This is a genomic window from Clostridium tyrobutyricum DSM 2637 = ATCC 25755 = JCM 11008 (assembly GCF_000359585.1).
Classification (GTDB): Bacteria; Bacillota; Clostridia; order Clostridiales; family Clostridiaceae; genus Clostridium_B; species Clostridium_B tyrobutyricum.
This window is the reverse complement of the sequence record NZ_APMH01000050.1, coordinates 1-14,037: the sequence shown is the minus strand read 5'-3', so window position 1 is coordinate 14,037 and position 14,037 is coordinate 1. Positions and strand designations below refer to the sequence as shown.

The 14,037-nt window shown below is 29.7% G+C and carries 14 protein-coding genes; 8 read left to right on the top strand and 6 right to left on the bottom strand.

Features of this window, described 5'->3' with window-relative positions; all coding sequences use genetic code 11:
- Positions 1 to 47: 47 nt before the first annotated feature.
- From J418_RS0114995 to infC, 3 genes are all read right to left on the bottom strand, one after another.
- Positions 48 to 269 (bottom strand): FeoA family protein, encoded by a 222-nt coding sequence (locus J418_RS0114995; RefSeq protein ID WP_017751545.1) that lies wholly within the window; start codon positions 267 to 269, stop codon positions 48 to 50.
- Between the two features lie 38 nt (positions 270 to 307).
- Positions 308 to 517 carry a FeoA family protein gene (locus J418_RS0114990; protein ID WP_017751544.1) on the bottom strand — a complete coding sequence of 70 codons (210 nt, stop codon included), beginning with the start codon at positions 515 to 517 and terminating at the stop codon, positions 308 to 310.
- A gap of 326 nt (positions 518 to 843) precedes the next feature.
- Positions 844 to 1,365 carry a translation initiation factor IF-3 gene (infC, locus tag J418_RS0114985; RefSeq protein WP_026093895.1) on the bottom strand — a complete coding sequence of 174 codons (522 nt, stop codon included), beginning with the start codon at positions 1,363 to 1,365 and terminating at the stop codon, positions 844 to 846.
- Between the two features lie 340 nt (positions 1,366 to 1,705).
- On the opposite strand from infC, the gene J418_RS16725 reads away from it, so the two are divergent.
- Genes J418_RS16725 through J418_RS15785 form a run of 3 tightly spaced genes read left to right on the top strand, consistent with a single transcriptional unit; the run spans position 1,706 to position 3,324 of the window.
- Complete coding sequence (locus J418_RS16725; protein WP_023625319.1) at positions 1,706 to 1,894, top strand: hypothetical protein; 189 nt, start codon at positions 1,706 to 1,708, stop codon at positions 1,892 to 1,894.
- Positions 1,857 to 2,015, top strand: a complete 159-nt coding sequence (locus J418_RS17130) for a divalent metal cation transporter (protein WP_196479908.1) — start codon at positions 1,857 to 1,859, stop codon at positions 2,013 to 2,015. The genes J418_RS16725 and J418_RS17130 overlap by 38 nt, the downstream gene beginning before the upstream one ends.
- The gene (locus J418_RS15785) at positions 1,990 to 3,324 is read left to right on the top strand and encodes a divalent metal cation transporter (protein WP_257725556.1); all 1,335 of its coding nucleotides are present in this window, start codon (positions 1,990 to 1,992) and stop codon (positions 3,322 to 3,324) included. Before J418_RS17130 ends, J418_RS15785 begins: the two co-directional genes overlap by 26 nt.
- A 128-nt stretch (positions 3,325 to 3,452) precedes the next feature.
- Here the strand turns inward: J418_RS15785 and J418_RS0114975 are convergent, their stop codons facing one another.
- Positions 3,453 to 4,271: a purine-nucleoside phosphorylase gene (locus J418_RS0114975; RefSeq protein ID WP_017896004.1), complete on the bottom strand. Its 819-nt coding sequence runs from the start codon at positions 4,269 to 4,271 to the stop codon at positions 3,453 to 3,455.
- A 255-nt stretch (positions 4,272 to 4,526) separates the two neighbouring features.
- Between J418_RS0114975 and J418_RS0114970 the strand changes: the two genes are divergently transcribed.
- A complete protein-coding gene (locus J418_RS0114970; protein WP_017751541.1) occupies positions 4,527 to 5,042 on the top strand; it encodes a flavin reductase family protein in 516 nt (171 codons plus the stop codon).
- 15 nt (positions 5,043 to 5,057) lie between these two features.
- Positions 5,058 to 5,330 carry an acylphosphatase gene (locus tag J418_RS0114965; protein WP_017751540.1) on the top strand — a complete coding sequence of 91 codons (273 nt, stop codon included), beginning with the start codon at positions 5,058 to 5,060 and terminating at the stop codon, positions 5,328 to 5,330.
- A gap of 73 nt (positions 5,331 to 5,403) precedes the next feature.
- On the opposite strand, the gene J418_RS0114960 is transcribed toward J418_RS0114965, so the two are convergent.
- Positions 5,404 to 6,477 (bottom strand): 2,3-butanediol dehydrogenase, encoded by a 1,074-nt coding sequence (locus tag J418_RS0114960; protein WP_017896003.1) that lies wholly within the window; start codon positions 6,475 to 6,477, stop codon positions 5,404 to 5,406.
- Positions 6,478 to 6,687: 210 nt separating this feature from the next.
- Positions 6,688 to 8,640 carry a sigma-54-dependent Fis family transcriptional regulator gene (locus tag J418_RS0114955; RefSeq protein WP_017896002.1) on the bottom strand — a complete coding sequence of 651 codons (1,953 nt, stop codon included), beginning with the start codon at positions 8,638 to 8,640 and terminating at the stop codon, positions 6,688 to 6,690.
- Between the two features lie 170 nt (positions 8,641 to 8,810).
- Between J418_RS0114955 and J418_RS0114950 the strand changes: the two genes are divergently transcribed.
- From J418_RS0114950 to J418_RS0114940, 3 genes are all read left to right on the top strand, one after another.
- Positions 8,811 to 11,936 carry an efflux RND transporter permease subunit gene (locus J418_RS0114950; protein ID WP_017896001.1) on the top strand — a complete coding sequence of 1,042 codons (3,126 nt, stop codon included), beginning with the start codon at positions 8,811 to 8,813 and terminating at the stop codon, positions 11,934 to 11,936.
- Between the two features lie 6 nt (positions 11,937 to 11,942).
- Positions 11,943 to 13,193, top strand: coding sequence for an efflux RND transporter periplasmic adaptor subunit (locus J418_RS0114945; RefSeq protein ID WP_017751536.1), 1,251 nt, complete (start codon positions 11,943 to 11,945; stop codon positions 13,191 to 13,193).
- Between the two features lie 138 nt (positions 13,194 to 13,331).
- Positions 13,332 to 13,847: a hypothetical protein gene (locus J418_RS0114940; protein WP_017896000.1), complete on the top strand. Its 516-nt coding sequence runs from the start codon at positions 13,332 to 13,334 to the stop codon at positions 13,845 to 13,847.
- Positions 13,848 to 14,037 lie beyond the last annotated feature (190 nt).

Below are 14,037 nucleotides of genomic sequence, written 5' to 3'. Positions count from 1 at the left end.
TTTCTATTGACTTTTACTAGCTGGTCTATTATATAAGTCTGTTAAATCTAAATAATTTCTACTATTGCGGCTTCTTCTTTACGTAAACTAAGTTCATATCCCCTTACTTTAACCTCTACTGGATCTCCTAGTGGAGCTACTTTACGTATATAGATTTCAGTTCCTTTAGTCAAACCCATATCCATAAATCTTCGTTTAATGGCCCCCTTACCATGAACTTTTGCTACAGTAACTGTTTCACCACATTTAGTATCTTTTAATGTTTTCATATCTTTATCTCCTTTCCCTATTCAAAATATAAATTGAATTATACAACAATTCTATTTGCCATTGACTTACTCAAGGCAATTCGAGCATTTTTAACTTTCACAATCAAATTTCCCGCTATTTCTGCCACTACAGTTACACTCTCCCCAAGAACAAATCCAAGATGTTCTAGATGACGTCTGATATCATCATTACCACGAATACCTTTAATGCTTCCTGATTCACCTACTTTTACCATTGTGATCGGCATAACTCTACCTCCAATCAATGTAATATTTTTCAATAAAATAATATATTTATTACGTAAATATAATCAAAAGCTTGTACATTTTATGTAAGACATACTATTATGAACATATATCAATTATGTCTATACACAAATGCATTGATTATAATTAACATTAAATAATGATATTCATTATCATTGTTCGTTTTTATTATAGTACACAAACTTTATTTTGTAAATATATTTGCAAAAATTATTGACACAAAATGCTATTTAATTAAAAATAAATAAAATCAGAATCTAAATTTTTAGATTCTGATTTTATCAATCATTTTATTAATTTATATACTTTAGCCCTTTTTAGGTGACAAAACCATAATCATATTATTACCTTCCAATTTAGGCCTTTTTTCTATTATTACGGTATCACCCATTTTTTCCAAAAAAGTGTCAAATACTTTTCTACCTGCTGAAGTATAGTTATTTTGTCTACCTCTAAACCTTATTGATACTTTTACTTTATTTTCTTTTGCTATAAATTTTTTAGCGTTATTTGCTTTTATAGTTATATCATTATCCTCAATTGTAGCACTAAGTCTAATTTCTTTTAATTCCACAGTTTTTTGTTTCTTTCTAGCTTCTTTTTCTTTTTTAGATTTATCATAAAGGAATTTTTTATAATCCATTATTTTACAAACAGGAGGTTTAGCTGCAGGTGATACCATAACTAAATCCAGACCTTTTTCTCTTGCCAAATCCAATGCCTCTTTAGTTGTTATGATTCTACTATCATTATCATCTACTAATCTTACCTCTTTTACTCTGATTTTCTCGTTTAAATTATTAAAATTTTTGTTATTAATATAAAACACCTCTCACAATTTATTTATATGATTAATATATTCTTAGATATTCTTTTGTTGCATTTTTGTATAATTTTACTAGATTATTGCAATCAAAACGCCTACTTTATATATTATATCAAAAAACTAATACTTTTAAAATATTTATTCAAATTCAATCCATCTTTTTTCATAATTGCTTTGTTTTATCAATTCAATTATATTTACTTCATTTCGTGTTCGCTCTAAATTTTCTTTATATGTATTATATCGATCTTGAAGTCACAATATTATGTACTAATATTTAGTATATTAAAAAATCAAACCTTAGTATATAATTATCTACATTTAGTTTAAAGAATATATATGTATGATGCAGACTAAAAAATCTTACAAAAAATTATTAGCATTCATGGGACCTGCTTATCTAGTAAGTTTAGGGGATATAGATTCTGGAAATTGGGCAACTGATATTGCAGAAGTTTCAGGTACAACTATAGGACTTAATTTGATTTTTTCATATTCCAATTATATATGGTGTACTAATTACAGGTTTTGATACTTTACTATTACTGCTATTAGACAGACTTGGTGTAAGAAAAATGGAAGCATTCATTCTTTGCCTTATTGCAATAATAGGAATCAGTTTTCTATATAAAAATAATTATTTCAAAACCTGATTATATAGGAATTATACATGGATTTGTACCAGGCATTCCAAATAGTGATGCTCTCTGTATCGGGATAGGTATTATAAGAGCAACAATAATGCCACATAATCTTTATCTGCACTCATCTATTGTACAAACAAGAAATATAAATAAAACTGAGCATGGATTAAAACAGGCAATTAAATTTAGCAATTTAGATTCTCTATTTGCGCTAAACCTTGCATTTCTAGTTAATGCTGGAATATTGATACTTGCAGCTTCCGTGTTTCACAGAAGTGGCAACTATGGAGTAGATGATATACTTCAAACTCATAAACTTTTAGAACCTATACTTGGAAATACTCTTGTACCAATATTGTTTGGCATAGCACTTATAGCCGCTGGTCAATCCTCTACAATAACTGGAACTTATGCAGGACAAATTGTTATGGAAGGATTTATTAATCTAAGAATTCAACCATGGGTAAGAAGACTTATAACAAGAATAATGGCTATTATTCCCTCAATATTTGTTATTATATATTTTGGTGATTCATCTACTGCAAACTTATTAATTTTAAATAAAGTAATATTAAGCCTTCAATTATCTTTTGCAATTGTACCTTTAATACATTTAATACATTTTGTAAGCAGTAAAATTATCATGAAAGGATTTGTAATTTCTATTAAAACTAAAATTATAGCTTGGATTTTATCTGCTTTAATAATTACATTAAATATCAAACTTGTTGTTGAAACTCTAAAAGACTGGATAACAATTGAAAATACAAAACCCCTAACATATATTCCAATATTTATATTATGCTTTGTTTTTGGTTTACTGCTAATGTATATCATCTTTGAACCTATAATAAATGGAGTATACAATAATAGAGTTATAAATATTCATGGTAAAACACATTTTCCTAAGATAAATAAAATTACATCATACAATAAGATAGCCTTAGCCCTTGATTTTACTAAAAATGATGGAGCTGTATTATCACATGCTGTAAATTTAGCTAAACAAGATACTATTTTAATTTTGATTCATGTAATAGAAAGTGCCGGTGCCAGTATATATGGTACTCAAGTAAATGATAGGAAAAGATTAAATTTTTACGTGGAACAATTAACCAAACTAGGTATCAAAAATTCTATATATGAAGTAGGCTATGGGAAAGCCGAAAAATCTATAGCTGAAATTGTAGAAAAACAATCTGCTGACTTATTGATATTGATCACTTATGGGCATAAAGGTATTACAGATATACTATTTGAAACTGTAACTAATAAAGTAAAACATAAAATTACAATACCTATATTGATTGCAAGATAATATATATGGTAGTATTAAATCTAGTCTAAGCAAGCATTTGATACTGTCATATATTATAAGTTAAACTATACTTAGAAATAACCATTTTAACAAGATTATGCAGCTATGCCATAGTAAACTATAATTATTTATATGTCTTTCACTATATTCCTTACTAATTTTTTAAAATTTCCACTTGCAATTTTTGATGTTTCAATTACTTCTCTATGTTCAAGAGGTTTATCAAGTATTCCAGCTGCCATATTAGTCATGCATGATATCCCAATAACTTTAATCTGACTATGGTTTGCAACTATCACTTCAGGAACTGTAGACATCCCTACAGCATCACCTCCAATAACTCTAACCATCTTTATTTCTGCAGGAGTTTCATAATTAGGTCCACTCATACAAACATATACTCCCTCTTGAATATCTATATTATTTTGTTGTGCTATATTTTCTACTTTTTTTCTAAGATCTCTATCATAAGCATTTGACATATCAGGAAATCGTGTTCCAAAGCTATCCATGTTTTTCCCTATAAGAGGATTATTAAAAGATAAATTTATATGGTCTTTTATAAGCATGAGCTGTCCTGGTTTATAATTCAAATTTACTGCTCCTGCAGCATTTGTAACTATTAAATTTTTTATTCCTATTGATGCCATAACTCGAACTGGGAATGTAATTTGCTGCATACTATAACCTTCATAATAATGAAATCTTCCTTGCATGGTCAAAATTATCTTTCCTTGAAGCTTTCCTATAATTAATCTGCCTTTATGTCCCACAACTGTAGATACAGGAAAATTAGGTATATCCCTGTAATTATATATTTCTTTTTCTTCTATTTCTTCTGCAATTTCACCAAGTCCCGAACCTAGTATTATTCCAATTTCAGGTTTATACTTTGTATTCTTCAATATATAATTTGCTGCTTCTTTAATCTTAATTTCAATACTCATAACATATGCTCTCCTAAATTAAATTTTACTACAATACAACAACTACCTATAATAATACCATATTAACATAGTATTTTTTATACATATGAATAAATTTGAATTGAATAATTGAATTTATGATATATAATATACTATATATCATATTAATACTATATTAACCAAGAGATGCGAGGTGAGCACCAATTTATTGATCTTAATCAACATATTATATATTTTTATATCTTATAACAAACTATAAATAGGGGGATGAATAACATGAAACATATTAACTTAGAATTTACGGAAAGTTTGGATAAAGCTATAAAACATTTGCGCAAACAGGGAGCCTTTTTAACGGCTAAAATTGACGATAGAGTAAATACCATGACAATAGGATGGGGAAGCATCGGAATAGCATGGGGCAAGTCTATATTTACCTTATTTGTTAGAGAATCCAGATATACTCATGAATTTGTTGAAAAATCCGGTGAATTTACTATAAGCATACCTGTAAATGATGATTTAAAAAAGGCATTAGCTTTTTGTGGTGTAAAATCAGGTAGAGACCATGATAAGATCAAAGAATGCCATCTTAAACTAGTTCCTGGTGAAGTTATATCAACTCCTGTTATACAAGGATGCGGTATCTATTTTGAGTGCAAAACCTTATATGAACAGCAAATGAAAGCAGATTTTTTAGACAAAAAAATAAATAGCCAAAGCTATGCCGATGGTGACTACCATACTATTTATTACGCAGAAATAGTTAATTGCTACACATTAGATAAATAAAAGGATTACAGTAAAATGTCTAGATATCATATAGTTGTATGTGGGAAAGTTCAAGGTGTTGGGTTTAGATATACTGCAAACTATTTAGCCTCTAAAATGAATTTAACAGGATGGGTTAAAAATATGGACAATGGAAATGTTTCCATTGAGCTGCAGGGATCATCAATCAATCCAAACACATTTATAAAAGATTTAGAAAAGGCCAATCGATTTATTAAAGTAGATAATCTGTACTATGAAAGAATAAACCTCATAGACTTGGAAAAGTCATTTGAAATCAAATATTAAAATATGGCATAAGCCATGATGAGCTTATGCCATATTTTAAACTAAAATTATCAAAACTTATATTTTACTAATACTATAAAAGTGATTTATCTGGAGTAACAAGTATTTTAACCTGTTTTTTCTTTTCAGGTCCGGTCAATGTTTCAAATCCTTCTTTTATTATGTCATCAAGCGCTATTTTTTTTGTTATATATCCATCCGTTTTTATTTCCCCATTATTTATTAATGCTATTGTTGCTGGAAATTCATGTCTATATGCAAGCGTACCTACTATTTTCTTTTCCGTAAATACCAATGAATTTGGATTAAAGCTTGTTTCACCTTCCCAAATGCTTGTTACAACTAAGGTACCTTCATATTTTATACTCTCTATTCCAGTATTAAGTCCTATAGCTGCACCTGTAGTTTCAAAAGCTGCATTTACTCCAACCCCATTTGTCAACTTTTTAACTTCTGCTACTACATCTACTTCATTTGGATCAAGTACTACATCCGCACCAAACTCTTTTGCATACTCTTGTCTAATGGACTTTCTCTGTAAAACCGCTATAAAACTTGCTCCAGCCGCTCTTAAGCATTGAACAGTTGCAAGTCCTATTGGTCCTGCACCAAGAACTAAAGCTGTATCACCTATATTAAAATCAGCTATTCTAACCGAATGCAGTGCAACTGCTATAGGTTCAACAAGCGCGGCCTCCTCATATGACATGCTATCAGGTATCTTGTGCACATATTCTTCTGGGAATACAGTATAATCTGCAAACCCGCCTCCACTTCCACATAATCCATGAAAGCCAAGTGATTCACATAAATTGTATTTTCCCTCCAAACATGCAGGACATTTGCCACAGACAACCATAGGCTCAACAATAACTCTATCCCCTTCTTTAAATTTTGAAACTCCATCACCTACTTCCACTACATTTCCAGAAAATTCATGTCCTAGGACTACCGGAGCTGTAGAACCGCTCAAAGGATGAGGTTTACCTACAGGAATAAATATAGGTCCTCCAAGATATTCATGTAAATCAGAGCCACAAATTCCACACCATTTAATTTTAACCTTTACATATCCTTTTTTAACTTGAGGTTCATCTATTTCTTCTACTCTTACATCATTTCTATCATACCATAATGCAGCTTTCATAAATTTCCTCCTTATGCCAACTATATGATTGACAAATTTAATACTAATTTAATTAATGTTAATATATTAACATTAATTTGTTAAGCAAATATCATGCCATGTATATATAGTGTAGTAAAATGAATATCAAAATTTAAACTGTGCCATATTGACTCATATACTAATGTATTAATATGGCACAGTTTAAATAAATGCGTCATATTAGTACATTTATTTTTTATAATGCATAATTTTGTATTTTTTTATCTTTCTATAAAGTGTAGATCTGCTTATATTTAATAGAGCTGCTGTTTTAACAAGATTTCCACTGCATTTTTCTATAGCATTCTGTATGCTTTCCTTTTCCAACATTTGAATTGGTATAACTTCGCACATGATATTGTTTTTATTATATATGTTATTTTTTGAATTCAAAGTTTGTTTTGTTTCTGTCAAGTAGTCACTAGAACATATTAATTCATCACTCAAATAATAATCCCTCTCTACTACATTTCTAAGTTCTCTCACATTACCCAACCAAATGTTATTTTTCATTCGTTCTATGTAAGCATTTCCTACTAATCTTGATTGATGAATATTTTTTAGATTTAAACTTTTAACAAAATATCTTATTAAAAGGTCTATATCCTCTTTTCTATTTCTAAGGGCAATGGTTCGTATATTTATAACATTTAATCTATAATAGAGATCAGCCCTAAAATTTTTCTTTTTTACTTCATTTAATAGTATTCTATTAGTTGCACCTATTACTCTCACATCTAGTTGTTTTTCATAGTTTCCTCCAACTCTAGTTATTTTATTGTTATCAAGAACCCTTAACAATTTTGATTGTATGTCAAGTGGTAATTCTCCTATTTCATCAAGAAAGATTGTTCCACTGTTTGCAAGCTCAAATTTACCTGGATTTCCATCTCTAGACGCTCCTGTAAAAGCCCCTTTTTCATATCCAAACAATTCACTTTCTACTAGTTCTCTTGGTATAGAACTACAATTAACGGCAACAAAAGGTCCATTTTTTCGGCTGCTGTAATTGTGAATTGATTGTGCCATAAGTTCTTTACCTGTTCCGCTCTCTCCTTCTATTAAAATATTGCAATCACTTTTAGAAGCTTTTTTAGCAAGTTCTATTGTTTTTTTCATATTATCATTATTTGTTATAATATCATCAAATTTATAAGAAGCTCTATACCCCATAAACTTTCCAACTAATTTATGATAATATTGAGATTCTCTAAAAGTTATAACAATACCTATAGTTTTATTTTTCATTTTTATAGGTACCGCATTTATCAAACATTTTATTGATTTACCATTTATAAGGAAGTCACATCCTATATTGCTATATGAAGTATCACCTTTAGTCAACATAGTTTTAAAACCTATATTTTTTATAATTTTTCTAATATCAATGCCTTTGAAAACATCTTCACTTGTACATAATATTTGTTGTGCCTTGATATTTGTTCTAGTTATTTTTAATTTATCGTCTGTTACTATCATACCTTCTGATATAGAATCTAAGGTTATATTCATAAGTTTATTTGACACAACAAGTTGGAATTCACGTTCTATTGCCTGAGCTGCAACAGTAACTATTCCAAGTGTATGAGAATGTGCGTCATAATAATTTCCCGACATATTTATACATCCTATTATATTTCCGAATTTATCGTGTATCGGTGAAGCAGAGCACGTCCACAAATGTTGATTTATCATATAATGTTCTGATCCTATAGTCTGTATTGGCTTATTTAAATATATAGCTGTTCCTATAGCATTGGTTCCTACTGATTTTTCTGTCCAAAGAGATCCTATTCTAAAATTCAATTCATTGGCTCTCTTCATTATGTCCTTGTCGCCAACTACATCTATTACATATCCTTGTTTATCAACTAACATGATTACAAAGCCAGAACCAGCCACAGTGCTATATAAATGTTCTATAGTTGAATGAGCCACACATATTAAATCTGCATTCTCTTTTATTTTGTCTTTAGCTTTTAGTATATTATCCTTTATTTCATATTCTGACATAGGATCAATACCATAATTTTTACACCTTCTCCATGAATCTGCTATCTCAGATCTAACTGCACTATTCATATATCCTGTTTTTATAAAGTCTATCCAGGCTTTATGTATGAATTTTATATAATTTTCCAAAATTACCACCTTCTGAAGCTTCATACTCTTTATAAATTATTTTATCATATATAATATATTTTTACACATTCATATAATTTACATTTTTAAAAGGATTGTCAATAATAGTTGAAAGTTATACTTATTATAATATATAATTTATACAGTATTATTTAAAAGGGAGGAACAAAATGAATTTAACTGAACTATCTGTAAAAAAGCCAGCCGCAATAACTATGGTAATATTACTACTTCTTGGGCTTGGTATATTTGGCTATAGAAATTTAGGTTCAAATCTCATGCCATCTATGGATATACCCATAATTTCCATATCCACACCATACATAGGTGCCAGTGCTGATGATATTAGGACAGATGTAGTAAAGCCAATTGAAGATTCAATAGCGGGCATAAGTGGTATCGACAAAATTCAGTCCACAGCAAGTGAAGGCCTTGGACAAACCATTATTACTTTTAAGATGAATACCAATATGAATACAGCATTTTTAGATGTACAAAAAGCAATAGATAATGCACAAGGCAAGCTTCCTAAAAATGCTGATAAGCCTGTACTTTTTAAAATTGATACAAATGCAATGCCAGTTTTAACTTTATCCATCTCTGGATCAACATCTTATGACGAACTATACAATGTATCAAATAACATAACCCAGGAATTACAAAAAATTCAGGGTGTAGGAAATGTTACTCTTGAAGGTATACATAAAAAACAACTTATGATAAGACTAAATAAATCTTCCATAGATTATTATGGTGTTAATATAAACACTTTAATAAATAAACTTCAAGCAGACAATATAAACCTGCCTGCAGGGCAAATAAAACAGGAAAATATGAATGAATCCGTAAGAGTTACAGGAGAATTTCAAAACATAAATGAGATAAAAAACATTTTAGTACCCACCTCGAATGGCTCTGAAGTTCATCTTTCAGATATAGCTGATCTGAATTTAGAATATCCTGAAGAAAATGAGCATTTAAGACTAAATGGCAAAAATACTATAGGTATAAGTATTCAGAAACAAAGTGATGCAAATGTAGTTAAAACTGTAGACAATATAAAATCAGAACTTAAAAATATAGAAAAAACACTTCCTAAAGGAATCAATCTAGTAGCTGCTAATGATACAACAACATTTATAAATTCTTCACTTTCTGAAATACAGCACAGTTTAATAGAGGGAATAATAACAACCGCCTTAGTTCTGTTCATATTTTTAAGGAGTTGGAAGTCATCTCTTATAGTATTAGTTGCAATCCCTACTTCACTCGTATCCACTTTTTTCATCATGCATATTATGAATTTTACCCTCAACATGATGTCCCTTATGGGTCTTTCACTATGTATAGGAATACTTGTGGATGATTCTATTGTTGTGCTTGAAAATATACAACGGCATCTTGCTATGAAAAAAGATCCTGTAAGTGCAGCTATAGATGGACGTAATGAAATAGGTCTTGCAGCCATAGCAATAACTTTATGCGATATTGTTGTATATGTTCCCGTTGCATTTATGTCAGGTATGGCAGGCGCTTTTTTCAAAGAATTTGGTTTAACTATCGCTTTTGCATCATTGTTTTCTCTATTTGTTTCATTTACAGTTACACCCATGCTGGCATCAAGATTTTACAATAAAGCTAATAATAAAAAATCTTCAGGAATTCTAGCTAGACTTAGCAAGACCAAAATGTTTAAAATATTAGACGGAATTTCAAAATCTATAGATAATTTAACAGCAATATATAGAAGAGCTCTTATATGGTCATTGAATCATAGGAAAAGAGTATTGGCTATTACTACAGCTGCTCTAATAGCCTTTATTGCATTAATACCTATAGGGGGAATAGGCACAGAAGTCATGCCAGTAACAGACGAAAGTACTTTTACCATAAATATGTCCTTTGACTCTGGTACTACATTGAATCAAATGGATAGCAAAGTTAAAAAGGTGGAAAATTATTTACATAATGTTTCTGAAGTTAAAAGTTACTATTCTACAGTTGGTTCAAGTAGCGATGGTATAACATCCAGTAATTCAAGTTCTGGAAGTATAATCGTAAATCTTGTTTCCAAAAAAGAGAGAAAAAAATCTCAATCCCAAATAGCATCTCAAGTACGAAATTGGAGTAAATCCTCTTTATCTGGAACAGATTTTTCTATAAAAGAATCCCAAACTATGAGCAGTGGAAGTCCTATATCAATACAACTACTCGGAAATAATACTGAAACTTTAACTGAATTATCAAATAAAATAGAAAAAACAATAAATACTATTCCTGGAATTACGGATATTAACAATTCAACTAAAGCCAGTAAAAGTGAACTGAAAGTTCAAATAGATAGATTAGCTGCAGCACATTATGGAATATCCGCATCTGATATATCTACCATACTTAGAACCGCAATACAAGGCTCTTCTGCTGGAGTGTACAGGACAAACGGAAATGATTATGATATAATGGTAAAATTTGAAGATGGGGCTGTAAAAACGCAATCAGATATTGGATCTATAAATGTTTCAAACTCAGCTGGACAATCTGTACCAATAAATCAGATTGCATCCATTGTAAAATCTGATAGTCCACAATCCATATCTAGACAGGATAGACAAGATGTAGTTACAATTTCAGCAAATATCCAGGGAAGATCGTTAGGTGCTGTAAATAAAGATATAACTCAAAAATTAAAATCATTTTCTATTCCTGCAGGTTATGAAATCAAATATGGAGGAAGTCAGGAAGATATGACTGAAACCTTTACGTCTCTTATAGAAGCGCTGATTATTTCCTTGGTACTTATTTATATGATACTTGTTGTATTATATGAATCATTCTTAACTCCATTTATAAGAATGATATCATTGCCTTGTGCTTTAATAGGAGCCCTTGCAATACTGGCAATTACAGGAAAGACTTTAAATATGATGTCAATCATAGGTTTGATTATGCTTGATGGATTAGCATCTAAAAACGGCACCCTTTTAATAGACTATACAAATACACTTATGAAACGAGGAGAAAATTTAAAAGATGCTTTAATTGAGTCTGGTACTACAAGGCTAAGACCTATTATAATGACATCTGCAACAATGATTGTAGGTATGATTCCATCTGCACTTTCCATAGGTGAAGGCAGCGAATATAAATCAAGTATGTCAATGGTTGTTATAGGGGGAATGATAGCTTCTACAATCTTGACTCCCATAGTACTGCCAATTGTATATACGTTAATGGACGATTTAAAAAATCATATATTTAAAAATAAAAACAAGCAATCAGAAATTCAGGAGGTATAAAATATTATGAAGTTCAAAAAAACTATTTGTAAAGTAATATTATGTATACTTGTAGTTCTAGCAATATCATCAATAGTACGTAACACAATTAAAAATAAAAAAGTAGTAAATGAAAATCCTATTAAAAATGTAAGTGTAATTCAAACTAAACTTACATCTCTAAATACAAGTGTAGATTACTCTGGAAAATTAGTTATAGATAAACAGATATCAATATCTCCTAAATCACCGGGCAAAATTGATAGTTTAAACGTAAAGGAAGGCAGTAGTGTAAAAAACGGTGAGGTTCTATTTACTCTTAATTCAGACTCACTTAAAGCTCAACTTGAACAACAGGAGGCAAGTATAGCATCTGCTAATGCCAATTTAGAAAGGACAAAAAGTTCTGAAATTTCTCAGCAAATATTACAAGCTCAGCAAACTATAAAATCATCACAAATAAATTATGATGATTCTAAAAGCAACTATGATAAAATGCAAAAATTGTATTCAGCAGGCGCAGTTGCAAAACAAGATTTGGATGCATCTAAAACAAAATTGGATACTGCATCTGCCGCACTAGATTCAGCAAAACAAAATCTAAATTTAATACAGCAAAAAATCGGACCTGAATCAGTAAAAGTTGCACAAGCTCAAGTCTCTCAAACTGAAGCTGGTATTAAATCCATTCAAACACAAATTGAAGATAATACTATCAGATCACCTATTTCTGGTATTGTATCTTCATTAAATATACATCAAGGTGAAATTTCACCAACTGGACAACCATCTCTAGTTGTTATGGATTTAAGTTCACTAGTAGCAGAAATAACTGTACCAGATAAAATGCTCTCCAAAATCAAAATCAATCAGTCTTTATCAGCAACTATTCCTGCTTTATCCAATAAAAAATTAACAGGAAAAGTAACAAATATAAGTTCTGATATAGATAGTAAAACCATGGAATATACAGTTAAAATAAAAATTAGCGGATCGGATAATTCCTTAAAACCAGGTATGTTCTGTAAAATATCATTACCAGATGAAAGTAAAAACAATATAATTACAGTGCCAAACCAAGCTATAAAAATTGAAAATGGAGTTTCTTACCTCTATACTGTAAAAAATAAAAAAGTACAAAAAATATCCGTAAATACAGGACTTTCAAATGACGAAATAACTGAAATCATATCTCCACAAATACATCCTGGAGATAATATAATACCAGAAGGCCAGACATTTTTAAATGATGGTGATAAAGTTAAGATAATAAATTAGACATTGTGCCAATTTTATGATGATCTATATTGTCACCTATTATATATTTAGCATATTATAAATTAGGCTTTAAATATAAATTTTTATGTAAACAGTTATATTTTAAGTATTTGTTTATTTAGAAAGGAGTGAGAAAATTTGAGTAGACATCATAGAAGACATCATAGAAGGCATAAAAGTAGCCACAGCATAATACCTGAGACATATACAGATACTAGCTACAGTGACGTTGAGAACACTTCTGAAGATGATAATATTTCTTCTGAACTGGAAGCTGATGAAAGTAAGAATACTCTTGTAAATAATGATAAAGATAGCTATCACCATCATGACTGTGATATAGATTCTATAAATTTTCGGGATAATCTGAGAAAATTTATAGGAAGACCAGTAACTGTATTTACAGGTAATTGCGGCGAAAATAGTCATACTTTTTCAGGAATACTGCTTGGAGTAAATAAATATTTTATTAGAATGGTAACTAAATTAGATCCTGCTCCAGATTTTTCTCTTGCAAATTCTTATAATCATAATACATGTGATCCGTATGCTTTAGATAATCCATGTGATATTAGTTCAGACACTGATAATTTAAAATCCATAGTAGATATACCTATAAATAAAATTTCTGCTTTTATTCACAATTCATTGTAGCGTTCTGCTGGCACAAAAATGCCAGCAGAATTTTTTTATATGATAACTATTGACATATATAAGTAGAAATTATAAAATCATAGATATATAAATTTAAATATTAAAATATTACTATTAATTTTTTGTCATTTTAATATAAAATAAAGGATAATTATGTTTTTTTATTATTTATGAGGGGGCAAACTTATGT